General features: G+C 65.4%; 27 protein-coding genes. 8 read left to right on the top strand and 19 right to left on the bottom strand.

The annotated features are described in order from the left end of the window. Positions 1–18 precede the first annotated feature (18 nt). Positions 19–1,152 carry a nitrilase-related carbon-nitrogen hydrolase gene (locus AAA969_RS01030; protein ID WP_338242643.1) on the top strand — a complete coding sequence of 378 codons (1,134 nt, stop codon included), beginning with the start codon at positions 19–21 and terminating at the stop codon, positions 1,150–1,152. Here the strand turns inward: AAA969_RS01030 and AAA969_RS01025 are convergent. Both AAA969_RS01025 and AAA969_RS01020 read right to left on the bottom strand, forming a co-directional pair. Further along, the gene (locus AAA969_RS01025) at positions 1,089–2,252 is read right to left on the bottom strand and encodes a hypothetical protein (protein ID WP_338242641.1); all 1,164 of its coding nucleotides are present in this window, start codon (positions 2,250–2,252) and stop codon (positions 1,089–1,091) included. The genes AAA969_RS01030 and AAA969_RS01025 overlap by 64 nt on opposite strands. Next, complete coding sequence (locus AAA969_RS01020; protein ID WP_338242639.1) at positions 2,252–3,610, bottom strand: flavin monoamine oxidase family protein; 1,359 nt, start codon at positions 3,608–3,610, stop codon at positions 2,252–2,254. The genes AAA969_RS01025 and AAA969_RS01020 overlap by 1 nt, the downstream gene beginning before the upstream one ends. Positions 3,611–3,759: 149 nt before the next feature. Here AAA969_RS01020 and AAA969_RS01015 point away from each other — a divergent pair, with 149 nt between their 5' ends. Then, positions 3,760–4,362, top strand: a complete 603-nt coding sequence (locus AAA969_RS01015) for a DUF1134 domain-containing protein (RefSeq protein ID WP_338242637.1) — start codon at positions 3,760–3,762, stop codon at positions 4,360–4,362. Next, a complete protein-coding gene (locus AAA969_RS01010; protein ID WP_338242635.1) occupies positions 4,362–4,883 on the top strand; it encodes a GNAT family N-acetyltransferase in 522 nt (173 codons plus the stop codon). Before AAA969_RS01015 ends, AAA969_RS01010 begins: the two co-directional genes overlap by 1 nt. Here AAA969_RS01010 and AAA969_RS01005 read toward each other — a convergent pair. Next, positions 4,859–5,311: a MerR family transcriptional regulator gene (locus AAA969_RS01005; RefSeq protein WP_338242633.1), complete on the bottom strand. Its 453-nt coding sequence runs from the start codon at positions 5,309–5,311 to the stop codon at positions 4,859–4,861. The genes AAA969_RS01010 and AAA969_RS01005 overlap by 25 nt on opposite strands. Positions 5,312–5,383: 72 nt before the next feature. On the opposite strand from AAA969_RS01005, the gene AAA969_RS01000 reads away from it, so the two are divergent. After that, positions 5,384–6,085 (top strand): cation transporter, encoded by a 702-nt coding sequence (locus tag AAA969_RS01000; protein WP_338242631.1) that lies wholly within the window; start codon positions 5,384–5,386, stop codon positions 6,083–6,085. On the opposite strand, the gene AAA969_RS00995 is transcribed toward AAA969_RS01000, so the two are convergent. The 11 genes from AAA969_RS00995 to AAA969_RS00945 all read right to left on the bottom strand — a co-directional run bounded on the left by AAA969_RS00995 (position 6,037) and on the right by AAA969_RS00945 (position 16,899). Then, positions 6,037–6,672 (bottom strand): hypothetical protein, encoded by a 636-nt coding sequence (locus tag AAA969_RS00995; protein ID WP_338242629.1) that lies wholly within the window; start codon positions 6,670–6,672, stop codon positions 6,037–6,039. The two genes, AAA969_RS01000 and AAA969_RS00995, sit on opposite strands and share 49 nt — an antisense overlap. A 27-nt stretch (positions 6,673–6,699) precedes the next feature. After that, on the bottom strand, positions 6,700–8,091 hold the full coding sequence (locus tag AAA969_RS00990) for a peptidoglycan-binding protein (protein WP_338242627.1): 1,392 nt from the start codon (positions 8,089–8,091) through the stop codon (positions 6,700–6,702). Positions 8,092–8,262: 171 nt separating this feature from the next. Continuing rightward, the gene (locus tag AAA969_RS00985) at positions 8,263–8,898 is read right to left on the bottom strand and encodes a nucleotidyltransferase family protein (RefSeq protein ID WP_338242625.1); all 636 of its coding nucleotides are present in this window, start codon (positions 8,896–8,898) and stop codon (positions 8,263–8,265) included. Then, on the bottom strand, positions 8,891–11,290 hold the full coding sequence (gene pheT, locus AAA969_RS00980; RefSeq protein WP_338242623.1) for a phenylalanine--tRNA ligase subunit beta: 2,400 nt from the start codon (positions 11,288–11,290) through the stop codon (positions 8,891–8,893). Before pheT ends, AAA969_RS00985 begins: the two co-directional genes overlap by 8 nt. 30 nt (positions 11,291–11,320) lie before the next feature. Then, positions 11,321–11,929 (bottom strand): hypothetical protein, encoded by a 609-nt coding sequence (locus AAA969_RS00975; protein ID WP_338242621.1) that lies wholly within the window; start codon positions 11,927–11,929, stop codon positions 11,321–11,323. Between the two features lie 5 nt (positions 11,930–11,934). Then, on the bottom strand, positions 11,935–13,008 hold the full coding sequence (pheS, locus tag AAA969_RS00970; RefSeq protein WP_425325017.1) for a phenylalanine--tRNA ligase subunit alpha: 1,074 nt from the start codon (positions 13,006–13,008) through the stop codon (positions 11,935–11,937). A 213-nt stretch (positions 13,009–13,221) separates the two neighbouring features. After that, positions 13,222–13,578, bottom strand: coding sequence for a 50S ribosomal protein L20 (gene rplT, locus AAA969_RS00965; RefSeq protein ID WP_338242617.1), 357 nt, complete (start codon positions 13,576–13,578; stop codon positions 13,222–13,224). A gap of 30 nt (positions 13,579–13,608) precedes the next feature. Further along, positions 13,609–13,809, bottom strand: coding sequence for a 50S ribosomal protein L35 (rpmI, locus tag AAA969_RS00960; RefSeq protein ID WP_338242615.1), 201 nt, complete (start codon positions 13,807–13,809; stop codon positions 13,609–13,611). Between the two features lie 159 nt (positions 13,810–13,968). Beyond that, entirely contained in the window at positions 13,969–14,421 is a 453-nt protein-coding gene (locus AAA969_RS00955; protein ID WP_338242613.1) for a MerC domain-containing protein, read from the bottom strand. Positions 14,422–14,632: 211 nt separating this feature from the next. Continuing rightward, positions 14,633–16,396, bottom strand: coding sequence for a hypothetical protein (locus AAA969_RS00950; protein ID WP_338242611.1), 1,764 nt, complete (start codon positions 16,394–16,396; stop codon positions 14,633–14,635). Between the two features lie 23 nt (positions 16,397–16,419). Continuing rightward, a complete protein-coding gene (locus tag AAA969_RS00945; protein ID WP_338242608.1) occupies positions 16,420–16,899 on the bottom strand; it encodes a peptidase S1 in 480 nt (159 codons plus the stop codon). 108 nt (positions 16,900–17,007) lie between these two features. On the opposite strand from AAA969_RS00945, the gene AAA969_RS00940 reads away from it, so the two are divergent. Beyond that, entirely contained in the window at positions 17,008–18,423 is a 1,416-nt protein-coding gene (locus AAA969_RS00940) for an MFS transporter (protein ID WP_338242605.1), read from the top strand. Between the two features lie 109 nt (positions 18,424–18,532). Here the strand turns inward: AAA969_RS00940 and infC are convergent, their stop codons facing one another. The 3 genes from infC to AAA969_RS00925 form a co-directional block, all read right to left on the bottom strand. Then, on the bottom strand, positions 18,533–19,072 hold the full coding sequence (infC, locus tag AAA969_RS00935; RefSeq protein ID WP_425325016.1) for a translation initiation factor IF-3: 540 nt from the start codon (positions 19,070–19,072) through the stop codon (positions 18,533–18,535). Between the two features lie 153 nt (positions 19,073–19,225). Continuing rightward, complete coding sequence (locus AAA969_RS00930; protein ID WP_338242602.1) at positions 19,226–20,209, bottom strand: glycosyltransferase family 9 protein; 984 nt, start codon at positions 20,207–20,209, stop codon at positions 19,226–19,228. Further along, positions 20,206–21,375 (bottom strand): glycosyltransferase family 4 protein, encoded by a 1,170-nt coding sequence (locus AAA969_RS00925; RefSeq protein WP_338242599.1) that lies wholly within the window; start codon positions 21,373–21,375, stop codon positions 20,206–20,208. Before AAA969_RS00925 ends, AAA969_RS00930 begins: the two co-directional genes overlap by 4 nt. A gap of 208 nt (positions 21,376–21,583) precedes the next feature. Here AAA969_RS00925 and AAA969_RS00920 point away from each other — a divergent pair, with 208 nt between their 5' ends. After that, complete coding sequence (locus tag AAA969_RS00920) at positions 21,584–22,270, top strand: hypothetical protein (RefSeq protein ID WP_338242598.1); 687 nt, start codon at positions 21,584–21,586, stop codon at positions 22,268–22,270. A gap of 45 nt (positions 22,271–22,315) precedes the next feature. On the opposite strand, the gene AAA969_RS00915 is transcribed toward AAA969_RS00920, so the two are convergent. Then, the gene (locus tag AAA969_RS00915; RefSeq protein ID WP_338242595.1) at positions 22,316–23,293 is read right to left on the bottom strand and encodes a GGDEF domain-containing response regulator; all 978 of its coding nucleotides are present in this window, start codon (positions 23,291–23,293) and stop codon (positions 22,316–22,318) included. Positions 23,294–23,417: 124 nt separating this feature from the next. Continuing rightward, positions 23,418–24,533 carry a tRNA epoxyqueuosine(34) reductase QueG gene (gene queG / locus AAA969_RS00910; protein WP_338242593.1) on the bottom strand — a complete coding sequence of 372 codons (1,116 nt, stop codon included), beginning with the start codon at positions 24,531–24,533 and terminating at the stop codon, positions 23,418–23,420. A gap of 171 nt (positions 24,534–24,704) precedes the next feature. Here queG and AAA969_RS00905 point away from each other — a divergent pair, with 171 nt between their 5' ends. Together AAA969_RS00905 and AAA969_RS00900 are read left to right on the top strand one after the other, a co-directional pair. Further along, on the top strand, positions 24,705–24,959 hold the full coding sequence (locus AAA969_RS00905; RefSeq protein ID WP_338242591.1) for an antitoxin: 255 nt from the start codon (positions 24,705–24,707) through the stop codon (positions 24,957–24,959). After that, on the top strand, positions 24,956–25,273 hold the full coding sequence (locus AAA969_RS00900; protein ID WP_338242589.1) for a type II toxin-antitoxin system RelE/ParE family toxin: 318 nt from the start codon (positions 24,956–24,958) through the stop codon (positions 25,271–25,273). The genes AAA969_RS00905 and AAA969_RS00900 overlap by 4 nt, the downstream gene beginning before the upstream one ends. Positions 25,274–25,343 lie beyond the last annotated feature (70 nt).

Here is a 25,343-nt window from a genome sequence, read left to right as displayed (position 1 = left end):
GAACCGGGGAGCACCGCCATGCCAAAACTTGCCTTTGCCGTGCTGGCCCTCATTCTTCTGGGCGGTCTCTGGGGAGTTTACCGGACCCCGCCGGCGCCAAAGACCGGCGGCTCGCTGCACTTGACCGAGCCGCCAGCGGAGAGTCTGTCCGCCACGGCCAACCTCATTGCCATCCAGCCCTGGATGCGGACCGGCGATTACCGCAATGCGACCACGCTGGAGCACCGGCTGGCCGGCTATTTCGACGCCGCACGCGACGCCGGTCTTCTGACGCCCGGCAGTGTCGTCGTCCTGCCCGAGCATGTCGGCACATGGCTGGTCGCCGCCGATGCCCCCGCGGCCAGCTTCTCCGCCGCGACCACATCAGGCGCAATGACCCATCTTATCCTCGCCAGCCCGCTGCCCTTCGCTATCGCGCTGGCGCGATCAAGCGAAGCCGACCGGCTCGCCGCCGCCGTCTTCCGGATGCGGGCAGGCCGAATGGCCCACGACTATCAACGCGTCTTCGGGCGGCTTGCCGAGACCTATGGCGTCACCATTGTTGGCGGGTCGATCGTACTGCCCGGCCCCGAGGTCCGCGACGGGCGGCTGCGAGCCGGGTCGGGCCCGCTCTACAATGTCGCCGCCGTCTTTCACCCGGACGGGCGCATCGATACGCAACTGGTCCTGAAGGTTCACCCGATCCCGGACGAGGCCGGTTTCACCGCCGCCGCATCGGCCGATCGGCTGCCGGTCTTCGATACGGCCGCAGGTCGGCTCGGCGTCCTGATCTGCGCCGACAGCTGGCATGGCGATGTCTACGAAGCACTCGACCGGCAGTCGGTCGATCTCGTCGCGGTCCCCGCCTTCCTGCAGCCTGCCGGCGTCTGGGATCAGCCCTGGGGTGGCTATACCACCGGCTGGCCGGAGGATGTCGACCACGCGGATGCGGGGCGACTGACCGAGGGCGAGGCATGGATGCGTCATGCCCTCGCCGGTCGCCTGCCCGGGTCCGGCGCCCGGTTCGGGGCAACGGCGTTTTTACGCGGCGAGCTGTGGGACCTGGGTTCGGACGGCGGCAATATCCTGGTCGATGACGCCGGCGGCCATCAGCGCGGCGCGCTCGACGGGGCGGCCATATCCGCCTTGCCGCTGATCTCCCCGAGATCATGATCATCCCACGCCTCGACCAGCACCTCCGCCAGGTCTGACCGGCCGGCTTCGACCAGCGGCAGGATGCGCGCCTCGGCCGCCGCGATCCGGTTTCGCAGATGGACCCGGGCAGCCGGATCGCGCGCCAGACCATCGTGCTGGACCGCGCCCCGTTGCCAAAGATCCTCGGCGAGCAGCGAGGACGGCCCGTCGAAGCCGATCGGCCGGTAGAGCGAGATACACGGCGTCTTCGTCCCGGTCATGACCAGGCCGGGCGCCTGGCCCGGCGCGAGCCTGACCAGCATGGAATTGGTCGTATGGCTGGGACGCAGCAGACCGCCATGGTGCAGGCAGAGATCGCGATTGGATCCTCTGGTGAAGCCGTCGCCCCGGTGATGCCGGCGCAGGATCGCCGCCAAGCCTTCCAGGCTGGGCCGTTCGAGATCCTCCAGAGCCGCCAGTGAACAGGCGCGACGTTCACGGGCGCGCCCGAAGGTCGGCTTGAGCCAGGTTTCCCGGGTCGCGGCGAAACCGTCCGCCGGGGCGCCCGCCGACGCCATCGTGACCGGCCCCTCCAGGCTGTAGGCATTGGACAGGGCGGCACGGGTTTTCACGCGGTCCAGCCGCCACTCGTGGCCACAGGTCTCGAGCACCAGGATTTCCACCGGGTCGGCGATCAGAAAGCTGTTGTCATAGCGAAAGCGCTTGTCCTGCCATCCCGCCGGACCGCCCTGCCCGTGCGTCTCGAGCAGGTGGATGATCACAGCGGCCGCCTCGTGCGCGCTCGTGCCGCGCTCCAGACCGAGCCGGACCAGATCCATGCCCAGCAGCGCCTCACCGCGCTTCAGCACCCGGCGCGAGAACACTGCCTCATTGCCGATGGCAACGCCGGCCGCGTTCACCCCCATCTCGGCGCCCCACATCCAGTCCGGGCGCGACAGGATCACGGCCTGCCGGTCGGGGACCTGGTCGATCTCAAGATAGGTGCATTGCAGGCGTTCGGCCGGGTCACCGCTAACCGCGGCATGGCGCTCCACGCGCTGAACCTCGCCCGGCTCGCGGTCGGAGTTCTTGGCCAGCCAGTTCGCACCGGCGCCGCGCAGGGCGAGCGTGTCGCACATCAGCGTACGCCCAGCGCCGTTCTGACTTCCCCGGCGGCCCGCTCGGCCGCCTCCAGCGCACCTTCGAAATATCCGTAATAGGCCGTCGCCGTTTCGGTCCCGGCCATGTGAACCGGACCCAGCGCGGTGCGCAGGTGGCGGCCATGACCGGTCCAGACACCGGGCCCCATCAAGGCAGCATAACAGCCGCGCGACCAGAGTTCGGAGGTCCAATCCTGGTCGACATAATCGATCGGATGGCGGGCCTGATCGCCATAGCAGGCGGCAAAGGCCTCAAGCACGGCGGCCCGGCGATCATCCGGATCGCGCGCGGCCCAGAGCCGGGCCTGGTCGCCCTCGATGAAACCGAGCAGGAGGCCGGCGCGCTTGCCTGCTTCGGTATTGTCGAAAGTCACCCGGACATCGAGCTGCGGGGCGACGGCCTGACCGGCCAGACCCTGATCGCGCCAGAACGGGGTCTCGTATTGGGCGACACACTTGATGCAGGCGCCGGGCGGCATGCGCAGCCACAGCCCGGACTTGCTCGCGGGCAGGATCGGATCCCAGTCGATGCGCATGGCCTGGTTGGGCGGGAGGGCGAGAATGGCCCGCTTGGCCGAAACCGCTCCGTCGGGCAGCTCGACCACAACGCCATCCTCCCCCCAGCGGATGTGCCGGACCGGTGCGGACAGCCGCACCCGGTCACCCAGCTCTGCGGCGATGGTTTCGGCCAGTCCGGCCATATTGCCATGGACGCGGTCCTGCTGCGCCCCGCCCCCGGTCGAGACCAGATTATCGAGCGAAGTTCCGGCCCGGGCATAGAACAGGGCGTGCAGCAGGGAGACCTCGTGCGGCTCGGCCGCAAACACCGCACCGATGCCAACCGCAAACACCTCGAAAGCGTCGCGCATCCAGGCCTGCTTGCGCATCCATTCGGAGACGGTCATCGAGTCCCACTCGGCGGCCTTGGCATGGGTCCACGGCGCAACCGGGTCGATCTGTGCCGCCAGGGCGTCGAAACGGGTCATCATCAGATGAACATTGACGAGGACATGGGGCGCCAGTTTCGGGATGGTCCCGGAATAGCGCGACAGCCCGCCATGATTGAGCAGGAGCCGCTCGCCGTCATCGTGCAGCGGATAGACTGATCGCCCCATCTCGCGGATCAGGGCGTAGAGGCGGTCCTGACCCGGGCCGACCCACTGGCCGCCAACATCCACCGTATCGCCATTGGCGAAGGTATGGGCAAGCGCCCGACCGCCGACCCGGTCGCGGGCCTCGAGCACGCAGACATCGAGGTCCGGCGCCAGTAACTGGGCCGCGCGCAGGCCTGACAGGCCGGCGCCAATCACGACCACATCATGCTGCCTGTGTGTCATCCCGAACTCCCCGCGGCGCAAATCAGCCGGCAAAACGCCATGATGGCACGGTCGACGGCCGACGTTAACGAAGCCATAACCCTTTCGCCGCTCTGTCGCCCTATTCGCCTGCCAGAAACGGCCCGTCCCGTTTGCCAATGGAGTCGTCCATGCGTGCCCTCATGACTGTCATCGCTGCGCTCGTTTTCGGCGTTCCCGCGCCGGTCATCGCCCAGACCCAGCAACCGACCGATTACGGCCAGCCCAGCACCTATTCCGAGCCGGTTGAATCCTACTCCCAGGATGAGATCGTTGATGCGGTCTCCGACTTTTTCGGCGTGACCGCAGAAGCGGCAGCCAGTGTGCTCGAGCGGGTTTTCTCTGATCTGGGCCGCCCGGTCGGCTATATCGCCGGTGAGGAAGTGGCGGGCGCCGCCGGGATCGGCCTGCGCTATGGCGAGGGGTATCTCACCCTGCGTGGATTGAGCGAGCGCCAGAAAGTCTATTGGCGCGGCCCGTCGATCGGCTTCGACGCCGGCGGCAATGCCAGCCGGGTCTTCGTTCTGGTTTATAATCTCGATGACCTGGACCGTCTCTACCAGCGCTTCCCCGGCGTCGAGGGCACGGCCTATTTCGTCGCCGGCCTGGGCGTGAACTATCAGCGCGCGGATGACATCACCCTGGCGCCGATCCGCTCCGGCGTCGGCCTTCGCGCCGGGGCGAATGTCGGCTATCTGGCCTATTCGCGCCGCCGCGCCTGGCTGCCTTTCTGATGCAGATAAGGGCGTTCGAAATCAAGGACGAGGACGGGGTCGACGCGCTCTTGAAAGCCGCCTTCCCCGGCCCCGAGGAAGCGCGCCTGGTGATCGCCTTGCGCGCCGCCGATGCCGACACGCTGGAACTGGTCGCCGATGATCATGGCCGGATCGTCGGGACGGTGATGTTCTCGCCAGTCACGACCCGGGTCGAGGATGGTGACGACCTGTTCGGGGTCGGGCTGGGGCCTGTCGCCGTCATGCCGGAACACCAGTCGCGGGGTATCGGGACGGCGCTGATCGAGGCCGGCATCGACTATCTCGCCACGCTCGGCGTGCCCTGGTGTGTCCTGCTGGGGGATCCGGACTATTATCAGCGTTTCGACTTCAAGCCGGCCGCGAGCTGGAACTGGTCGTGGGCCGGCGATCCGGACGGCGCCTGTGCGCCTGCCTTCCAGGTCCGCCCCCTGATCACCGGATCAGCGCCGTCAGGCAAGGTTGCGACGGTGCATTATCATCCGGCTTTCCTGGGCGTTTGAGGCAGTTGGTGGTGGTCACCATCGCACAGGCCGTGATCGGACAGGGTCTGGATCACCCGGCACTCATCCATCACCCCGTGTGAGCACTGCGCCACCATACGCTTGAGCTCCAGTCGCACCGCCCGCAGTCCGGCCAGGCGCCGCTCGACATCGGCCAGTTGTTGACGGGCGATCCGGTCAGCGGCTTCGCACGAACGCTCGGGCTGACGCGACAAGTCCTGGAGCGCCCTGAGATCATCGAGGCCGAAACCGAGGTCGCGACCATGGCGGATGAAGCGGAGCTGTTCGAGATGGCGCCCATCATAGCGCCGCTGACCGCCGTCGGAGCGTTGCGGCACGTCGAGCATGCCGATCGATTCATAATACCGGATGGTCGGGATTTTGACGCCGGTCTGACGCGACAGCTGACCAATGGAAAAATCTGACATCGCCCCTTGAACCTCCAGTCGCTAGAGGGATTAGGGTCCACCCTAGTCGATCGAATCGCATGAGGACAGACCATGTCAGCCAGCTGTGGCCACCATCAGGACTTCGACGGCAGCGCGCCCGGTTTCCGCCGGGCGCTGTGGGCCGTGATCGCCATCAATGCTGCCATGTTTGCGGTCGAGATGCTGGCCGGTGCCGCGGCGCGCTCCCAGGCGCTCAAGGCCGACGCGCTGGATTTCGCCGCCGATGCTGCCACCTATGGCCTTTCGCTCTACGTGATCGGCAAGCCGGCGCGCTGGCGCGCCAATGCTGCGTTGATCAAGGCCGGCAGCCTGCTGGTGATCGGTCTTTCGATTCTGGCACTGGCCGCTTGGCGGACCTTTTTCACCACCCAGCCCGAGGCCGGACTGATGGGCGCAGTCGCCGTGCTGGCTTTGATCGCCAACCTGGCCAGCGTGCTCATCCTGATGCGCTGGCGCGAGGGTGATGCCAATGTCCGCTCGGTCTGGCTCTGTTCCCGCAATGATGCGGTCGGCAATATCGCCGTCCTGGTCTCGGCCGGCCTGGTGGCCTGGACCGCCACCCCCTGGCCCGACCTGATCGTTGCCGTGATCATGGCCGGCCTGTTCACCAGCTCGGCGATCCAGATCATGCGGCAGGCGTTCGCGGAGCGGGCGCGGGAAACGGCAGACAGTTGCGGTTCAGGGCCTTCCCACGCCCCGGGTGCTCAATGCCCGTCGGTCGAGAAGACCGAGCCGATCAGCCTGTCGGACTGAGGCTGACGCGGGGCGTGGTGGTCATGCCGGTCACCGCCATGGCTGCGCGGTGCGGCACAATCAGAACAGCCGGAGGCGATGCGCTCACGGACCGCAGCCAGGCTTTCCGACAGGTCGTGGAAACGGTCCTGCCCGTCATGCCAGAGCCCGGCGGTATCCTGACAGGCGGCTTCCTCGAAGCGGTTCTCCTCGAGGCAGCGATTATAGGTCCGGCAGGAGGCGGTCGCGAAGCGATAGGAGGCGTCGAGATCGGTCTCGAAGGCGGCGATGATTTCCTGTGTCCGGGTGTCGGCAACATTGGCGCTGCTCAGCGCATCGGCACGGATTTCCTCGCGATAGCCATGCACTTCGTCCAGCATGGCGAGGCGTTGCTCGGCAAGGGTTTCGACCTCGCACATGGCCAGCGCCGGGCTGACCGTGTCGCGCGCGACCGGCGGCCGATGGTGGACGACGGGGGTGTTGATGCCGGGGGAATAGTCCGGCGGACCGGCATGGCTGGAGCAGGCCCCCAGAGCGGTGGCCGAGACCAGCATCATCACCAGCGTCTTGATCGCGGTCTTGTTGGCGGTTCTTGTCGAGGTCTTCATTGTCCGCTTCCTCCATCATCCCGCGCCCTAATCGGCCGCAGGCTGGGCTCCGTCCATGGCTGCCTGGTAACATCCGGGCTGATGCAGTTCCGTCCCGTTCAGGCGGCGCATCTCGTCAACGCGGCGCTGCCAGGCGAGGTAGAATCGATCACCGCTCTCTTCCGCCTCGCTCATCAGCGCATCGGAGATGCGTGACCAGCGGGCGCTGGGTTCGCCCGAAACGCCGACGATACTGCGCAAACGGCGGGCGCGGTCATGCCCCAGATCAGCGGCCCGACGCAGATAGCTGTCGGCCCGCTCGGGGCTCTCGACGATACCGCACAGGCGATAGCTGCCCTGGACGGTACCGGTGCCGTACATCACGGCGAGATTGAAATTGGCGCCGGCATGACCGCGTTCGGCCGCGGTCTCCAGCCATTCCAGCGAGGTGTCGATATTCTGTTCGAGGCCGAGACCGGTCGCGAACATGATGCCAAGCAGGTTCTGGGCGTGGGCATCGCGCGCTGTCAGCGCAGCATGGCACACGAGGGTGACGGTCTCGGACGGGGTCAGAACGCCGGTCAGATCGAAACCGAGATCGCTCTGGAAATCGCGGACCGATCGCCGCGTCATCGGCCCGTAATCGCCATCAATCACGCCGTTGTAATAGCCCAGCGCCGCCAGTGCGCGCTGGCGCAGGGCGAGTTCGATGATGTCACCATCATCCTCGGTCTGGTCAAAGCCGTAGGCGATCCGCGCCAGACTCTCCGGCGTGGTCGGGCAGGACCGTTCAAGCACCGCACCCTGCAGGCGTTGATGCGCCACCAGCGAGGCCTGCGCGCCACCGACCGACGAGCCGATCAACAGGGCTTCATCCCAGGCCGCGCGGGCCTCGTCGATCCGGTCGACCGCCTGATAGGCGTCACCGACACGCAACCAGCACCGGGCAATCGCGGGGTCATCGACCTCATAGCTCTCCGGCGCGCAAATGCGCTCGCCCGGGTCGCGGGCAAAGACCGGCGGACGGGTGATCGTGCGGCCTTGCGTGGATGAGCCGGGGCCTGCAACGCCGGTTGAGACACTGAGACCGCCAGGCCCCGAGCCATCTGCCGTGCCGGTCCGGACATTGGGCGGCGGGTCGGGATAATCCGTGCCGCCGGACCCGGTCGGCCAGTTGCTGGAGGGGGCTCCCGGTGCGCTGACACGCCCCGGTGTCGCCGTGCCGGTCCGTGCCGGATCCGCGCGACGACCCTGGCCGAACGGCCACCAGCCATTGCCCTCCCGCCCGCTTGTTTCCCGCGTGTTCTCCGAACAGGAGCGACCGGAACAATACCCCGCATCAAAGGCGCGCGAATGGGTGTAGCCGAGCACGACAACCAGCCCGATCAGGACGAGTATCGTCGCAGCGGCCTGGGCCAACAGGGCAGTCACGCGCTCCATATCGGGCTTTCACTCCTCCCGGGGTCAGCCGGGATCACCGTTAACGTCTCGTTAAGGACCCTAACGGGTGTATCCGCCCTTCACCATACGCGTCTCGCGCGATTTCGAAAAAAAGTCGCGACCGGCGGCGTCGATCCAGCTCGGAAACCCCTGCAGGTTGAATCAGTGAAGTCAGCTTTCGCCTGAAACGGGAGCGCAGACAAAATCCAGCTCCGGCCAGAGCTGTTTCTGGCGCGCCATCTTGCCATTCCAGCCCGCCGGATCGGCATGATCGGGCCGCGGCACGATTCGCCCCGAGAAAATCTCGTCCAGCCCGCACGGGGCCAGCACTGCCGGCCGAGTCCCGCAGAGGGCCGGACGCAGGGCGACACCATGACTGAGTGAGCCGAAATGGCGGAGCGCATCCTCGGTATCGCGAAGCGGCTGCCGCTCCACCCCGAATTTGGCCGAGAACCAGATATGAACCCGGGCCTGGTTGCGCACCTCGACCTCCGCCGGCAGGTCGGCAAACGCCTCGGCGCAGCGACGGATGACGATATCCTCGCCGGCCTCCGACAGATCGGACCCGTCGTAATAGCCGACATCATAATCCTTGATGCCATGTCCGCCGGGGCGCCCCGTGAGCCGGTTCCAGGCGGCCTGGTAGACCGCACCCGCCATCAAGGCGGCATCGGGCAGGTCCAGCGCCGCGAGCCGATCGAGGATCGCGACGATCATCGGATCCTCAAGCGCCGCATCGACAAGAAAGGCGGCCTGCGCCGCCGCACCGGCACCGGCCAGTCGCCCCGGATCCAGCCGATCAGCCACGCAGGCTGGCACCCGTGGCTTTCTCGACCTTGGCGATGATGCCGGCAGCGATCGCCTCGATCTCTTTTTCGGTCAGCGTCTTGTCGCGCGGTTGCAAGGTGACCTCGATGGCCAGCGACACCTGCCCCTCCGGCACACCCTTGCCGTCATAAACGTCAAACAGGGCGACCTCGGTAATCATTTGCTTGTCGGCGCCCTTGGCGGCCCGCACCAGCGTGTCGGCAGACACCGACTTGTCGACGAGGAAAGCGAAATCGCGGGTCACCGGCGTCAGATCAGCGCGCTCGAGCGGCGTCCTGGCCTTCAGGCCGGAGGCCTTCTTGGGTTGCGGAATGGCGTCGAGCACGATCTCGAAGGCCAGCACCCGACCATCAATATCGAGCGCCTTCAGCACCGCCGGATGGATCTCGCCGAACTCGGCCATGACATTCTTCGGACCCAGACGCAGAACGCCCGAGCGACCCGGATGCCACCACTCGCGTGCCTCGACGACGACCTGGAGATTGTCGACCGGTGCCCCGGCGGCCGCGAGGGCCGACAGCGCGTCCGCCTTGGCATCGAAGATGTCGGGCTGGCGCGTACCCGCCCAGTGACGCCCGGCCTCGACCCGACGCACGCCGGTGGCGACCAGTTTCTGTCCGTCATCCTGATCGCTGAGATAGATCGGGCCAACCTCGAACAGGCGCGGATCGTCCTGACCCTTGTCGGCATTGGCCTGTAGCGCGGTCAGCAGGTGGATCAGCGCGGTCGGACGCATCACATCGAGCTCGGAAGAGATCGGGTTCTCCAGCTCGAGCCCTTCGCCATGGCCGCCAAACAGCTTGGCCTGATCGGTATTGCAGAAGGACCAGGTCACGGCTTCCGAATATCCGCGACCGGCCAGCGCCCGACGGGCGTGGCGCGCGCGCAGCTGCATCACCGTCGCCGGCGCTTCGCGGCGGACCGGTGGACGCGGCAGGGAGACGGCGTCGAGCTTGTCAAAACCATGGATGCGGGCAACCTCCTCGACGAGGTCGGCCTTCTGCGAACAATCCATCCGCCAGCTCGGCACACCGACCGCCAGCACATCGCCGTCGCCCTTGGGCTCGAAGCCGAGGGTTTCCAGAATGCGGATGATCTCGGCGCGCGGCAGGTCGAGACCGGTCAGGCGCTTGACCTCGTTGATCGGGAAGTCGATGTCGGCGGGCTTGGCCGGAACCTCGCCTGCGACCACCATCTCGGACGCTTCGCCACCACAATATTTCAGCACCAGCTCGGTCGCCTGCTCGATACCGGCGCGCACCGAGGCCGGATCCACGCCGCGTTCGAAGCGGTATTTGGCGTCGCTGTCGATGCCGGTCGCCTTGGCCGTGGCGCGCGTGATCAGCGGCTCGAACCAGGCGCTCTCGATGAAAACGTCCGTGGTCTCCGCAGTCACACCGGAATATTCGCCGCCCATGATGCCGCCGAAACCGAGGCAGCGGGCATCGTCTGCGATCACGCACTGGTCTTCGCCGGGCACGTATTCCTTGTTGTCGAGCGCCTCGAAACGGTCCGCCTCGCCCTTGCCGCGACGGGCCCGGATCGGGCCCTCCAGCTTGGCCAGGTCATAGACATGCAGCGGGCGGCAGCGGTCGTAGGAAATCATGTTGGTCATGTCGGCGAGGAAGTTGATCGGGCGCAGGCCGATCGCCTTGACCGCCTTGATCAGCCAGGCCGGGCTGTCACCATTCTTGACGCCCCGGATGACACGGCCGGCAAAGACCGGGCAGGCTTCCGGCCAGTCCAGCTCGACCTTGACCGGACAGGGGAATGTACCCGGGATCGGGTCGAGATCATGGGTCTTCAGCGTGCCGATCCCGGTTGCCGCCAGGTCGCGGGCAATGCCGCGCACACCGAGCCAGTCAGGGCGGTTGGGCGTCACTTCGAAATCGATGACCGGGTCGGCCTGGCCGAGCGCCACCACGGCCGGCGTGCCGATCTCGAAAGGCTCGGGCAGATCGATGATCCCGTCATGATCCTCGCCTAGCTCGAGCTCCTTGGCCGAGCACATCATGCCATGGCTCTCGACACCGCGGATCTTGCGCGGCTTCTTGTCGAGGGCGAAGTCGAGGCCCGGGATATACGCCCCCAGCGGCGCGTAGATCGCATACATGCCGGTGCGCGCATTCGGTGCGCCGCAGACAATCTGCTTGGTCCCGTCGACCGTCTCGACCGTGCAAACCCGCAGCTTGTCGGCGTCCGGATGCTGGACCGCCTCGGTAACATGGCAGACCGAGAAGTCCGCGAATTTTTCGAGCGGATTGTCGATGTGCTCGATCTCCAGACCGGCCATGGTCATCGCCTCGGCGATCTCGTCGAGCGTGGCCGGGGTGTCGAGGTGGTATTTCAGCCAGGAAAGCGGGAATTTCATCGTCGGCTCCTGCCGTTACAAGACGGCGCGTTATTCAGCTTGCTGGTCCGAACCAGCCAGGAAAGGTTCCGCTCCGTAGAGCTCGAAAATATCTGCCTCGGGACGCGGGCATTGCTCGACCCGTTGCCGGTCGGCGCGCTGCACCGAGGCCGTCCAGCACCGATCGAAAACCGAGCAATAGCAGACAACGGCATCCCAGCGCTCCCATTCAACGAACAGCGCAGCCAGCGCGCTTGGCGCGACGTCGGAGGCGGGCCAGGTCACTTCAAGGGGCACCACCATCTCGCCCGGCGCGAGGACCCGGCCAGTCATATTGTTCCAGGACCGGTCCTCGACACCCGCCGGCATCGAGGCAAACATGCCGTCCAGACTGTCCGCCGCCACGCCGTCGCGTGTCACCGAGACGCTTTCGACAAAGGCTGGCCCGACACCGTTATTGGCAACACGCAACCCCATGACGACGCGATCGCCTCCGGTCTGCGTGAAGGCGTCGACCTGGACAGCCGGCACCACGGCCCCATGCTGTTGCGCCCGCATCACCCGACCCTGGTCCCAGGCAACAAACAGCGCCGCAATACCGACGAGCATCGCGCCGATCCCGGTCAGGGTCTGGTGGTTATTTGTGAGCCAGCGCCACATGAGGCCTAGCTCAGCCCCGTCGCCAGATTGGCCTGCAAGAGCGGCGAGAAGCCGTAATGCGCCAGCCAGCGGACATCGGAATTGAAGAAGTCACGCAGGTCCGGGGCGCCGTATTTCAGCATGGCGAGACGGTCGACGCCCATGCCGAAGGCAAAGCCCTGGTATTCGTCCGGATCGAGACCGCAATTGCGGATGACGTTCGGGTGGACCATGCCGCAGCCGAGGATTTCCATCCACTTGTCGCCCGAGCCGACCTTCACCGCATCGCCGACCCGCTCATAGCGCACATCCATCTCGGCGCTCGGCTCGGTGAAGGGGAAATGGTGCGGGCGGAATTGCGCCTCGACCTGGTCGGTCTCGAAGAAGGCGGCGATGAAATCCATCAGCGTGCCCTTGAGGTGACCCATATGGGTTTCCTTGTCGATCACCAGGCCCTCGACCTGGTGGAACATGGGCGTGTGGGTCTGGTCCCAGTCGCAGCGATAGACGCGGCCCGGCGCGATGATGCGGATCGGCGTCTTGCCTTCAAGCATGGTGCGGATCTGGACCGGCGAGGTGTGCGTGCGCAGGACCTTGCGCATCCCCTCGGCGTCCGGCTTCATGAAGAAGGTGTCCTGGGTGTCGCGGGCCGGGTGGCCTTCGGGGAAGTTCAGGGCGGTGAAATTGTGGAAGTCGGTTTCCACGTCCGGGCCCTCGGCGACGGCAAAGCCCATATCGGCGAAGATGACCGCCAGCTCTTCCATCACCTGGGTGATCGGGTGCAGCGAGCCTTTCGGCTCCGGGCGGACCGGAAGCGTCACATCAACCCACTCACTGGCCAGCGCGGCATTGAGCGCCACCGCTTCCAGATCGGCCTTGCGGGCCTCGAGCGCGTCATTGAGCCGGGTCTTGAGACCATTGAGCGCCGGGCCCATCACCTGACGCTCCTCCGGGCTCATCTTGCCGAGCTCGCGCATCATCAGAGAGACTGCGCCCTTCTTGCCCAGCGCCGAGACGCGCACCGCGTCCAGCCCGGCCTCGTCGGTCGCGGCTTCGATCTGGCTGTGGACATCGGCTTCGAGCGTGTCGAGATTGGAAATGTCGGTCATGTCATGTCGTCCCATACGGTCGGGAAGGATTTAGCGGCTGGGCTTTGGGCTGTCGACCGGGAGTGACGGTCAGGCGGGAAAGCCCCTCACCCGACACGATTGGCCACCCTTTCCCGCAGGGGGGATGAGGGGGTGGCCGACGCAAAGGAAAAGGCCCGCCAGCTTCACGCTGACGGGCCTTTTCGAAACTCGGTGTTCCGGGGTTTAGCCCAGAGCCGCGCGCGCCTGGTCGACCAGGGCCTTGAAGGCGTCCGGCTCGTGCATGGCGATATCGGCGAGAACCTTGCGGTCGACTTCGATACCGGCCTTGGAGAGGCCGTTCATGAAGACCGAATAATTCATGTCATACTGGCGGGCGCCGGCATTGATGCGCTGGATCCACAGGGCGCGGAAATTACGCTTCTTGGCGCGACGGTCGCGATAGGCGTACTGGCCGGCCTTTTCCACGGCCTGGACGGCAACGCGGAAGGTATTCTTGCGGCGGCCGTAATAGCCCTTGGCTTTCTTGATGACGGCTTTGTGGCGTTTAGCGGTCGCCGGTCCGGACGTAACTCGAGACATATCTAAGTGCTCCTACTCGGTGCCAGCGGCCTAAAGGCCGTTCGGGAGGTATTTTTTCACGATCCGGGCATCCTGAGCAGACAGGACGACTTGACCGCGCTTGTTGCGGATCTGCTTGGGAGTCCGCTTGATCATACCGTGGCGCTTGCCAGTCTGACCGGCCTTCACCTTACCCGTGGCAGTGAGCTTGAAGCGCTTTTTCGCGCCGCTCTTCGTCTTCATCTTCGACATTTTCATCTCCTTTGCAGGATGGTCCGAAGACCGTCCGGTGGATGGTTCAGCCAGCGGGCATGTCGAATGTGGCCCGGTTGGCAGGTGTTGGAAGCGGGGGTTTATACGCACAATGGGCCTGATTGCAAGCGCCCATGGGAGTCGCGGGACCGTCAGGCGTCAGTGCGCGTGGTCGTCACACAGGCCGCAATCACGCTCATGGACATGGCCCGCCCGCGCCCGGCTCCGCCAATTGGCGAAATGGGCCCCGGCCAGCACGGTGACACCGCTCAGGGTGAGGACGGTCTCGATCGGTTGCGGGAACACATGCGAAGCGCCCAGCGCCATGACAGCAAGGCCTGCCAGACCAATCGCGAAGATCGGCCAGCCGGCGCCGGTCGAGCGCACACTCCAGCCGAGGCCGATCAGGGAGACCGGGGCTGCGAGCGCCAGCAGGATCAGGTGCCAGTCATGGCTCAGACCGAACAGCTCACCGGCTTCCGGCGCCAGCATCGGCGTCGCTGCGGCCGCGGCCGGCAGAAACAGGCAATGCGCGATGCACAGGGCCGAGAGGCCAACGCCGGTGGCGTCGAGCTTGCCGTGATGATTAGCGATATGACGGTTGAGAGGCATGGGGTGTCCGGCTGCAATGTGAGGATGATATAGTATAACATCGCGACATTGCAAAGCGCTGAACTGTGCGGCCCGATAAATAATCCACCTGCCGGGCCCGGAGTCTGCCCTGCGCCCCATCCGGTCGGCACATATCCCGCCAATCAGGCCTTGAACAGGAAAGGGCGACCCGGTGGGGCCGCCCTCGCCTGATCCCCGCGCGCTGCGCGGCTTATTCGTGGAAACCGAGTTCGGAGATCGCAAGCACCGCGTCTGCCGCCGGGCCATCGGAATAGGTCCCGACCCAGATGTCGTAAACACCGGCTTGCGGATCCGGGAAGTGAACACCCGGGTTCAGATTGCCGGCGCTGTCATCATTGCAGTACCAGCTTCCGTCGGGGCCATTGATCACCAGGGTCGTGTCCCGCTCGGAGACCGCCGAGATGTAAAGGTCCAGACCGCCTGGCTCGAAGGTCAGCTCGACGTCCGGCGACACGGTCACAAAACCGCGGCAGGACTGGTCAGCCGCCGATTCAGCCTCGATATCCCCGCCGGCCATCAGATCAATCAGGTAGGGATCGGGAACAAAGCCGCCCTCAAGGGTCAGGGTCTCGTAATTCGCCGGCAGCGAGAAATCGAGCGGGGTTTCCGGCAGGAAGCCGCCGCCAAAGCCGAGCTCGGAGATGTGCAGGGTGGCGGGTCCGGCGTCATACTCGCCATAGGTCCCGACCCAGATATCATAGCGACCCGACATCGGATCATCGAACACGATGCCCGGGTTGAGCTCGCCGGCGCTGTCATCGTCACAGATCCAGCTGCCATCCGGCGCGTTGACGATCAGGGTCGCATCACTCTCCGAGGTGGCGGAGAGATAGAGGTCAAAACCGCCGGCCTCGTAAGTCAGGTCGAAATCCGGGGCGCTGTCGGCAAAGCCCCGGCACATCTCGCCGACCGCCTCATAGACATCGGTATCGCCACCCGCCATCACATCGACATTGTACGGGTCCGGCACGAAACCGGCGTCGAGGCTCACGGAACCGGATTGCGAGGGCAGGGAGTAGTCGAGCACGGCCGGCTCATCGACATTACCGAGGAAGCCCAGCTCGGAGACGTAGAGCGTCGCCGGCACATAGGCTGCCGAGGAATACCGCGCCGTCCAGACCGCGTAACGACCCGGCAGGGGATCATCAATCTGGACACCCGGATTCAGGTTCTCGGCGCTGTCATCATCGCAATGCCAGCCGCCATCCGGCCCCTGGACGGCAAGGGTGGTGTCGGTCTCGGACTGCATCGAAACGTAGAGATCAAAGGTCTCGCTGCCGGCATAGTCGATCCACAGATCGGGCGCCCGGTCGGCCTGACCCCAGCACATGCCGTCGCCGAGCCGGCTCAGATCGGACTCGCCACCGGCCTCAACCGCGATCGTCCGCGGGTCGTCGGCAAAGCCCTCGCGCAGGCTCAACGTGCCGTATTGCGGCGCCAGATTGGCCGACGGGGCTTGCGAGTACGGATTGTCGTCCTCGAAGCCAAGCTCCGAGATGTGCAGCATGGCCGGCTCATAGCCACCACCGGAGCCATAGGTTCCGACCCAGATATTGTAGAGCCCGCTCTGCGGCTGATCGAACATGATACCGGCGTTGAGACCGCTGCCGGCGCCATCATCATCGCAATGCCAGTTGCCATCCGGCGTATTGACCAGCAGCACCGTGTCCACGTCGGACGCAGCCGACAGGTAGAGGTCATAGTCGCCGGCCGCATAGTTGAGATTGTAGGACGGCTGATAGCTGACGAAACCGGGACACCAGTCCGAGACTTCGCCGGCCGGCATCGCACCGCCGGCGCGCAGGCCGATCGAAACCGGGTCCGGAACGAAGCCGGCTTCCAGTGAGCCCGAGCCATAGGCGGGCGCCGCGGAAATGTCCTGCATGGCGTTGGCCGGAGCGGCCATCAGCATGGCCGCGACGGCGGCCCCTGTCATCAATTGCAACTTCATCATGTCTCTCCCCCAGGATTGAAGTGTCACTCGCTGTAAAGTTCAGAAATCGAAAGCCGGGCGGTCGCCGGGCCCGGCCCGACCTCGCGTCCGACCCAGATATGGTAATTGCCCGAGCCGGGCTCGCCAAAGCGGATCGACGGGTTCAGCCCGCTGCCGCTGTCGTCGTCGCAATACCAGGCCCCATCCGGCGCGCGGACGACCAGCGTGGTGTCCTCATCGGACCGGGCCGAGAGGATGAGCGGGAACGCGCCGGCATTGTAATAGAGATCGACATCGGGTTGTTCACCGCTGACATAGCCGTGGCAGTCCGGCGCAATCTGCGCCGCGGCATCGACCCGGGCCTCGATCTGCAAGGCGATGGCTGTGGGATCCGGCGTAAAACCGGCCGACAGGTAGATGCTGTTGCCAGCGTCGTCGGCCCCCGCAGATGTCATGCCGGGCGCGACCATCAAGGTCAGCGCGAGGACTGCGGGAAGGGCCAGTAGCCAGGGCCGGTTCATCATGTCTCCTGTCCGGTTCACGTCCTGTTGCGTATCCGGATACGCGGTATTTGATCATGCTTTGTATCGGAGTTCATCAGAAATCCCGGCGGCTGAATACCACCTGAATGGATGAGACGCGTTTCCGGCACACTCGCGGCCGGAATGGGGCACAGCCCTCTCGGCCTGCTGCGCAGCCAGTTGAATTGCCCGGCGAAAGCGGGCTACACGGCGCTCTTGCCGCGCCCGGCGGCCAGACCGGAGACTTGCCTCGTGCTGACGCCCTCCCTGTCGATTTTCGCCAACCAGGCCTACCGAAATTACTGGATCATGCGGCAATTGCTGTCCGCCGCCCGGCAGATGCAAGCCGTTGCCATTGGCTGGCAGGTCTATGACGTGGCGCGCGAGACGCGTTCGGTCGAGGAGTCGGCCCTGTTGCTCGGCTTTGTGGGGCTGGCGATGTTCGCGCCGGTTTTCTTTCTGTCGCTGCTGGGCGGACAGGCGGCCGACCGGCTCGACCGCAAATTCATCCTGATCTCCACCAACCTGCTGCGGGTCGCCTGCGCCGGTGCCCTCGCCATCAGCCCGTTCATGGATGGCCCGACGCAGCTGACCATCATCTTCTCGTCCGCGATCCTGCTTGGCGTAACCCATGCCTTTTCACCTGCGGCCTCGAGCGCCCTGATGGCCCGGATCGTGCCGCGCGACGACATGCGCCAGGCCATCGCCTGGAATTCGCTCGGCTTCCAGGCCGCCGCGATCGGCGGCCCGGCCATCGGCGGGCTACTGTATATTTTCGGTGCCACGACGGTCTATCTGGTCAGCGCTGTGATGCTGATCGCCGCGACCATCGCGATCGCCACTGCACGAACCCCGAAGCACGAGAAACTGGCGGGTCAGCGGGGCCTGTCCATGGTGATCGAGGGCCTGCGCTATGTCCGCGACAACAAGGTCGTGCTCGGCGCGATCTCGCTCGACCTCGTGGTTGTCCTGTTTGGTGGCGTGACAGCGCTACTCCCGGTCTTTGCCCGCGATGTGCTGCACACCGACACGATCGGCCTCGGCCTGTTGCGGACCGCACCGGCGATCGGTGCGGCGATCATCGCCCTGCTGCTGGCGACCCGCCCGCTGACCCGGCGCATCGGCGCCTGGATGCTGGGCGCGATCGCGGTCTACGGCGTTGCGATGATCGGCTTTGCCCTGTCGACGGTGCTGATCCTGTCGATGGTCGCGCTCGCCGTGACCGGCGCCGCCGACATGATCTCGGTCTTCATCCGCCAGTCGATCATCCAGCTCGCCACCCCGGTCGGCATGCGCGGACGGGTCTCGGCGGTGGAATTCGTCTTCATCTCGGCGTCCAACGAGCTGGGTGAATTCGAGTCCGGGGTCGCGGCCCGCTTCATGGGGCCGATCGGCGCCGTCCTGCTGGGCGGCGGCATGGCACTGGTCACGGCCGCAGCCTGGTTCCGCCTCTTCCCCCAACTGGCCCAGACCGACGAGCTCGACCAGGTCGAGGAAGAGCCGGCCAGGCCCGGCGTCCAGGGCTGACCCCTCAGCGCCGACAACCGAAACCCCGGCTTCCACCAGAACGAACAGCCCAAACAAAAAGCGGCGCCCCGAGGGGCGCCGCTCTGTTGTGTGCACGTGTGATGTCAGCCTAGCGCGGCGCCATCACCATGACCATCAGGCGACCTTCGAGCTTGGGCTCGAATTCGACCTTGGCCACTTCACCGAAGTCGGCCTTGACGCGGTTCATGATGTCCATGCCACGATCCTGGTGAGCCATTTCACGGCCCCGGAATCGCAGGGTCACCTTGACCTTGTCGCCGGCTTCGAAAAAGCGGTGCATGGCTTTGGTTTTCACCTGGTAGTCATGCACATCGATGTTCGGACGCATCTTGATCTCCTTGATCTCGACGGTCTTCTGCTTCTTCTTGGCCTCGGCCTTCTTCTTCTGATCCTGATACTTCAGCTTGCCATAATCGACGATTTTGCAAACAGGCGGATCGGCATTCGGCGACACTTCAACGAGGTCGAGCCCGACTTCCTCGGCCGCCTCAATGGCAGCCTCAGTCGGCATAATGCCTTGCTTTTCACCGGATTCGTCGATCAGGAGCACCCGCGGTACGCGGATATCCCGGTTAATGCGCGGGCCCTCTTTTTTGGGCGGTTGCGCGGCGTGTGGTCTACGGGCTATGGCCTCTTCTCCCTTGTGGCCCCAAAGCTGAACCTAACTAATCCTCCCGGGAGGGCGCTGGATCAAGCCCAAAACGGGCAAATTGCGCCTCAGGTCCACCGGGAGGCGCGCACTATGGTGAAATGATCACAATTGGCAAGCTTGCAGAGCGGTTCACGCGGCAGCCGGCGCGTCTGCAAAACCACCGGCAAAGCGCATCGCGGCGATCGCCTCATCCGATGTCACCTGGGCCAGCGTGGTCGCGTGCATGAGAATGACCGGCGACGGACCACGCGGGGCGATCAGGGCCGGGTCCTCGACATTGCCGTAAAGCGCCAGAGCCGGAGCTCCGGACGCCGTCAGCAGGTGCAGCAAGGGGGTGTCCTCGGAGAAGACAAACCGGGTGCGGCGGGCAAGGCCGGCCAGCTGCGCCAGCTTCGCCTTGCCGGTAATATCGCGGGCGCCCGGCACGACCTGCGAGACATGGCGACCGACATCGCGCGTGTCCGGTCCGCCAATCAGCGCCGGTGTGATCCCGAGCTGCAGGAGTTCATGCGCGAGGGCCGCCCATTTTTCCTTCGGCCACCGGAGGGCCGGCTTCACGCTGTCGCCGGCCGGCGCGAGCAGCGCGAACGGGCCGTTGAGACCGAAATATTCCGGGTCCAGCATGCGGGACTGCTTGGCCAGGTAATCGACCCAGCTGGCATCAGGCGCCGGAGCACCACCAAGCGGAAAGAAACTCGGACCCGAGCCGAGAAGCCCGTTGAGCTCACCGGCGACGGCGTCGACCGGGTGCTGGGTGTCGCCATTGCGCGGCGCCACCTCATGCCATTTGGTCCGGGAAAAGCGGAAAATGCCCTTGATCTTGCGGCTGTCCGAACTGCCGACGAGATCAAAGATCCGGGTCGGCTTGGCCAGTTTCAGGCGCTTGTCGCGCAAGCCGGACATCGGCCGCGTATCCGGGACGGCATCGATCTCGATGGCGTTGAACCACGGGCAATGCTTCAGAAAGCTCTCGTAATCCGGTGTCGTGAGCAGGATGATGCGATCCCGCCGATAGGCGTCACGAATGGCCTTCGCAGCCGCCAGCATGCGCACGGTCGCGGTCAGGTCGCCCCAGTGGAGGATATAGGTGATGTCGCGCTGAGGCTCGGTCATGGCGATGAGTTTAGAACCTCATGATAGACCCGCAAAGTCGAAGCTTGCAGAGAGCGGGTAGAAAAATGCGCCGCAACATGATCGCGCGCCGCCTGGGTCATGCGGTCATGCAGGTTTCGGTCCAGACCGAGCGCGGTGGTGATCGCGGCCGCCAGCGCCTGTGAATCACCGGGCGCGACCCGCCAGCCGGTTTCACCCTCGATCACGACTTCACGGGCGCCGCCATGATCGGCCGCGATGACCAGCCGCCCCATGGCGCCGGCTTCGGCAGCCGTCCGACCGAAGGCTTCCGGTTCGACCGACGGGGTCAGAACCAGGTCACAGAAGGCCAGGGCCGCCGGCATATCACTGCAATGCCCGACCCGATGCACGCGTTCCGCGACCCCGAGCGACCCGGCCAGGGCCTCGAGTTCAGCGATATAGGTCTCGCGCCCCTGGGCGTCGCCGACCAGCAGAAGATGCGGGGCCGGATCCATCCCGTTGAGGCTGGCGAGGGCCCGAATGGCCTCGCGCTGGCCTTTCCAGCCGGTCAGCCGTCCCGGCAACAGGAGCAGCGGCGCGCCGGCCAGATCATCGACGCCCCAGCTGCGGGCCAGATCGGCGACCCGCCCGGAGGCGACCACCGCCGGATCAAAGCGCTCCAGATCAACACCGCGCGGGATAACGGCCAGACGGGCTTCATCCACACCGTGCTCGGCACGGACATGCTCACCGATGAACTGCGAATTCGCGATTACCCGCTCGCCGAGCGCCATCACCGAATTATACCGGCGCTTCAGGGCGGAGCGGGCATTATAGGTGCCGTGATAGGTGGTGACGAAATGCGCGTCGGTCCGGTCGCAGGCCCATTTCGCGCTCCAGGCCGGCGCCCGTGAGCGGGCATGGACGATCTGGACGCCTTCGCGCTCGATGATCCCGATCAGGGCACGCATGTTGGACCACAGGGTCAGCGGGTTTTTGCTGGCGACGGGCAGGCGCAGCAACTCACCGCCCAGCGCGGCGAGCTCGTCCTCGAGACGTCCGCCCTGGCTCGCGACCAGAGCGCGCCCACCGTCTGCGATGACCGCCTCGGCAACTTCCAGCGTCGTCCGCTCGGCACCGCCGGCTTCGAGTTCGGGGATCACCTGGAGAACGATCATGAAGGCGCTGGCATCCTTGAAAGACACGGGGCACGACGCCGCCGGGCCGGGAGATGAGGTGTGCAACTTCTTTCATAGCTTGCGGTGGAAAACAAACCCGGTTTGAGGTGTCTTGCGGGCTATCCTCACCCGGTGCTCCTGCCGTATCTGGTTGGGAAATGCCGTTTCGGGGGAAGGGCATTGACGCTTCGCCGCGCCGGCCGGAAGGCCCGGCCTGTCCTGATGGAGTTCCCTGATGCGCCTGCCACACGCCCTGCCCCCGCTTGCCCTCACAATGGCCTTGCTGTCCCTGGCTCCGGCTGCCCACGCCCAGAATGACGCGGCCTATCGCGAACGGGTCCGCTTCGATACCTGCCTTGGCCAGATCCAGATCGATCCGACAGATGCGGTCGAGCGCGCCCAGACCTGGCGGGTCGAGGGCGGTGGCTGGCCGGCCGAGGTGTGTGAGGCCAGGGCATTGATCGCACTCGGTGAGGTCAGGATCGGTGCCGATATCCTGGTCAATCTCGCTGACGGACAAGCGGTCGGCATGGTCGAGCCGGAACGCGCGGAACTGCTCACCCTCGCCGGTGATGCGCGCTTTGCGGCGGGGCTGACGGACGCCGCCGAAGCCGCTTATGACGCCGCCCTCGCTCTACAGCCGGACGCGGTCCCGACCCGGCTCGCGCGCGCGAAATTGCGCGCCGAGGGCGAAAACTGGACGGGGCTTCGCGAGGACGCCGAGGCGCTGATCGAGGCCGCGCCCTATCTCGCCGCCGGCTGGCGCTATCGCGGGCAGGTCCATTTGATGAGTGGCGAGCTGGATCTGGCCTGGCAGGACATGACACGGGCCCGCGCTGAGGAGCCCGACGACATCGCCTCACTCCTGTTGCGCGGCGCCATCCTGGAAGCCCGCCGGACCGACGCGGCCTCCGAACAGTGACCGGTCGGCGGCAAGCCCGAAATCAATGCAGGACCGACCCGTCGGCTAGCTGACTGCCCGGAGGGAGGTCTGCGAGCTGGCCGCCCCGGCCTCACCCTCGAGCGAGACCCGGTTCCGGCCGCTATCCTTGGCGTGATAGAGCGCGGCATCGGCGGCCTGCAGCAGGGCATCCGGCGAGACAATCAGGTCACTATTGGCGAGGCTGGCAACGCCGAGACTGGCTGTGACCGGGACCGGGTCGCCGGCCTCGGTGGCAATCGTCATGGCTTCGACGGCGGCCCGGATGCGTTCGCCGGCCAGCGCGGCTGAATGCAAGCCGGCGCCGGGCAGGATGACGCAGAACTCCTCGCCACCCAACCGGCCGAGCATGTCGCCATCGCGCAGACAGCCCTGGATGGCGCGCACGGTTTCGACCAGGACCCGGTCACCGGCGCCATGTCCATGGGCGTCATTGATCAGCTTGAAATGATCGAGATCGACCATGATCACCGACAACGGAATCTCGTCGCGGCCGGCATTCTGAGTCTGGATATCGAGATACTGCATGAAGGCGCGCCGGTTGGCGGCGCCGGTGAGCGCATCGGTCTCGGCCAGGCGACGGAACTGGTTCTGCATCCGCACCAGGCGGCTGGCGGCGCGCAGCCGGGCCCGCAACTCGGTCATGTTCACCGGCTTGCGGATAAAGTCGTCAGCTCCGGCGTCGAGCGATTCCTCGAGGCGGCGGTCCTCTCCGGACGCCGTCACGACAATCGTGTAGACGGACTCGGTTTCGCAATTCGATTTCAGCGACCAGCAGGCCTCCAACCCCGACATGGTGCCGACCTCGATACCGGTCACGAAGATATCGACCGGCATCAGCCGGAGTATTTTCAGGGCCTCTTCGGCGCATTTTGCGGTCTGCACGCTGTAGCCGGCCTGCCGGACAGCTTCGGACAGGATTCGGAGCTGGACCGAGCTGCTTTCGCAGATCAGGACCGAAATGGCCTCAGACGACATGTCGGACTGGAAATCTGCCGCATTCATCCGGTTCGGCCTTTCTTGAATTCTGCCATGACCGCGCCCCCCGACACCTTGCCATTGTTTCTCACAAGTCCACTTGCGTAGATAATAAAATACAACAATCTCTCAAGACGAGACGGCCGGGCTGTCATTGCCGGCGATTGAACACCCGCCACTCGGCCAACACATCCGCATCGACCTCTTTTTCGATGCGCCCGTACGCGACCGCGCTGGCCCGCTCCGGCGCCAGCTGCCCCAGCGCCCAGACCGCCATGGCGCGCACAGGCGCAGCGTCATCATCCAGCGCCCTCTCGGTAACCGGGACGAGATCAGGATCCCCGGAATTTCCGATCGCGATCATCACATTCCGGACGAAACGGTCGCGTCCGATCCGCTTGACCGGTGAGGCGGTGAAGACCTGGCGGAAGGCGGCGTCATCGAGCGCGGCCAGCTCGGCCAGCAGCGGGCCCTTGAGCTCGGGCCGTGGATGGAAGGCGGCCTCGGCGCTGGTCTGCGCGAACTTGTTCCACGGGCAGACGGCGAGGCAGTCGTCACAGCCATAGATGCGGTTGCCCATCGGCTTGCGAAATTCGACCGGAATGACGCCCTTGTGCTCGATGGTCAGGTAGGAAATGCAGCGCCGCGCATCGAGCCGGTAGGGCGTCGGAAAAGCGTCGGTCGGGCAGATATCGAGACAGGCCGTGCACGAGCCGCATGTGTCGCGCTCGGGCTGATCCGGCTCCAGCTCGGCCTCGGTCAGCATCACACCGAGAAACAGCCAGGAGCCGAACTCGCGGCTCACAAGATTGGTGTGTTTACCCTGCCAGCCCAGGCCCGCCTTTTCGGCCAGCGGCTTTTCCATCAGCGGGGCGGTATCCACGAAAACCTTGACCTGCTTGCCGGTTTTCTCCGCAAAGGCGCGGGCGAGATGCTTGAGGCGCTTCTTGAGAAGGTCGTGATAATCGGCGTTTTGCGCATAGACGCTAACCACGCCTTCCGAGCGACGCTCGAGCAGGGGCAGCGGATCCTGCTCCGGCCCGTAATTGAGCCCGACGACCACCGCCGACTTCGCCTCCGGCCACATGGCGGTCGGATGCTGCCGACGTTCCAGCGTGTCCGCCATCCACCCCATCGAGCCGTGATGCCCGTCCGCGACAAACTCCGCCAGACGCTCACCCGCCGCCCACGTCTCGTCCGCCCGGCAGATGCGGACGGTGGAGAAGCCGAGCTCGAGGGCGAGGGATTTGACGGCTGGAGTATCCATGGGGTCGGGTTCTGTTGGTGTGCGGTAGGGGAGGATACGCGTTAGATCAAGGGAAGAAACATCCCTTCGTACGCCCGCCCATCCGTAGCCCGTGCCGGATTTGCAAGGCAAGGTGCCAACGATCCCGCATATGTGCTAATGTGGGTTTGTATAATTGATGGAGCTTGTCACATGGGTCGCCTGACCATCGACATATCGGACCAGCAGCACAAAAGCCTGAAAGCGCTGGCCGCCATGCAGGGCAAGACAATCAAGCAATACGCACTCGAACGCCTGTTTCCCGGCGACATGGATGCCGAGCAAGCGTGGCAGGCGCTGAAAACCCTGCTGGAAACGCGGATTGACGAAGCCCAGGCCGGGAAGGTGTCCGCCAGTAGCGTCGGCAAGATTGTCGATGAAGAACTGACCGCAGGCCGCCGCGCTTGAGCCGACCCGACTATGTCCTGACGCAAGCGGCGGAAGCCGACCTGCGCGTGATCATCCGCTACACACGCAAGCAATGGGGCGACGCGCAGGTGCGCCGCTACATGGCCCGCCTGGAAAACGGCATTGTTCGCCTCGCGACCGGCCAAGGGAGTTTCAAGGACATGAGCGCGCTCTATCCGGCGCTGCGCATGGCACGTTGCGAGCATCACTACGTTTTCTGCCTGCCGCAGGAGAATGCACCGGCGCTGGTCCTGGCCATCTTCCATGAACGCATGGACTTGATGACGCGCCTGGCCGACAGGCTGAACGGGTGACCGTCCGGCGGCAGGATCGGTACACGTCAGGGACCGTTGTTGCGCACAGTCGAGACATCGAGCTTGAGGG

The organism is Maricaulis maris (assembly GCF_036322705.1).
Classification (GTDB): Bacteria; Pseudomonadota; Alphaproteobacteria; order Caulobacterales; family Maricaulaceae; genus Maricaulis; species Maricaulis maris_B.
This window is presented reverse-complemented; position numbering and strand designations above follow the sequence as displayed.

What these genes read in the sequence shown, in the direction of transcription:
- AAA969_RS01030 (WP_338242643.1), top strand. Translation starts at nt 19, where the DNA reads ATGCCAAAACTTGCCTTTGCCGTGCTGGCCCTCATTCTTCTGGGCGGT.
- AAA969_RS01025 (WP_338242641.1), bottom strand. Translation starts at nt 2,252, where the DNA reads ATGTGCGACACGCTCGCCCTGCGCGGCGCCGGTGCGAACTGGCTGGCC.
- AAA969_RS01020 (WP_338242639.1), bottom strand. Translation starts at nt 3,610, where the DNA reads ATGACACACAGGCAGCATGATGTGGTCGTGATTGGCGCCGGCCTGTCA.
- AAA969_RS01015 (WP_338242637.1), top strand. Translation starts at nt 3,760, where the DNA reads ATGCGTGCCCTCATGACTGTCATCGCTGCGCTCGTTTTCGGCGTTCCC.
- AAA969_RS01010 (WP_338242635.1), top strand. Translation starts at nt 4,362, where the DNA reads ATGCAGATAAGGGCGTTCGAAATCAAGGACGAGGACGGGGTCGACGCG.
- AAA969_RS01005 (WP_338242633.1), bottom strand. Translation starts at nt 5,311, where the DNA reads ATGTCAGATTTTTCCATTGGTCAGCTGTCGCGTCAGACCGGCGTCAAA.
- AAA969_RS01000 (WP_338242631.1), top strand. Translation starts at nt 5,384, where the DNA reads ATGTCAGCCAGCTGTGGCCACCATCAGGACTTCGACGGCAGCGCGCCC.
- AAA969_RS00995 (WP_338242629.1), bottom strand. Translation starts at nt 6,672, where the DNA reads ATGAAGACCTCGACAAGAACCGCCAACAAGACCGCGATCAAGACGCTG.
- AAA969_RS00990 (WP_338242627.1), bottom strand. Translation starts at nt 8,091, where the DNA reads ATGGAGCGCGTGACTGCCCTGTTGGCCCAGGCCGCTGCGACGATACTC.
- pheT (WP_338242623.1), bottom strand. Translation starts at nt 11,290, where the DNA reads ATGAAATTCCCGCTTTCCTGGCTGAAATACCACCTCGACACCCCGGCC.
- AAA969_RS00975 (WP_338242621.1), bottom strand. Translation starts at nt 11,929, where the DNA reads ATGTGGCGCTGGCTCACAAATAACCACCAGACCCTGACCGGGATCGGC.
- rplT (WP_338242617.1), bottom strand. Translation starts at nt 13,578, where the DNA reads ATGTCTCGAGTTACGTCCGGACCGGCGACCGCTAAACGCCACAAAGCC.
- rpmI (WP_338242615.1), bottom strand. Translation starts at nt 13,809, where the DNA reads ATGTCGAAGATGAAGACGAAGAGCGGCGCGAAAAAGCGCTTCAAGCTC.
- AAA969_RS00955 (WP_338242613.1), bottom strand. Translation starts at nt 14,421, where the DNA reads ATGCCTCTCAACCGTCATATCGCTAATCATCACGGCAAGCTCGACGCC.
- AAA969_RS00950 (WP_338242611.1), bottom strand. Translation starts at nt 16,396, where the DNA reads ATGATGAAGTTGCAATTGATGACAGGGGCCGCCGTCGCGGCCATGCTG.
- AAA969_RS00945 (WP_338242608.1), bottom strand. Translation starts at nt 16,899, where the DNA reads ATGATGAACCGGCCCTGGCTACTGGCCCTTCCCGCAGTCCTCGCGCTG.
- AAA969_RS00940 (WP_338242605.1), top strand. Translation starts at nt 17,008, where the DNA reads ATGAGACGCGTTTCCGGCACACTCGCGGCCGGAATGGGGCACAGCCCT.
- AAA969_RS00930 (WP_338242602.1), bottom strand. Translation starts at nt 20,209, where the DNA reads ATGACCGAGCCTCAGCGCGACATCACCTATATCCTCCACTGGGGCGAC.
- AAA969_RS00920 (WP_338242598.1), top strand. Translation starts at nt 21,584, where the DNA reads ATGCGCCTGCCACACGCCCTGCCCCCGCTTGCCCTCACAATGGCCTTG.
- AAA969_RS00915 (WP_338242595.1), bottom strand. Translation starts at nt 23,293, where the DNA reads ATGAATGCGGCAGATTTCCAGTCCGACATGTCGTCTGAGGCCATTTCG.
- queG (WP_338242593.1), bottom strand. Translation starts at nt 24,533, where the DNA reads ATGGATACTCCAGCCGTCAAATCCCTCGCCCTCGAGCTCGGCTTCTCC.
- AAA969_RS00905 (WP_338242591.1), top strand. Translation starts at nt 24,705, where the DNA reads ATGGGTCGCCTGACCATCGACATATCGGACCAGCAGCACAAAAGCCTG.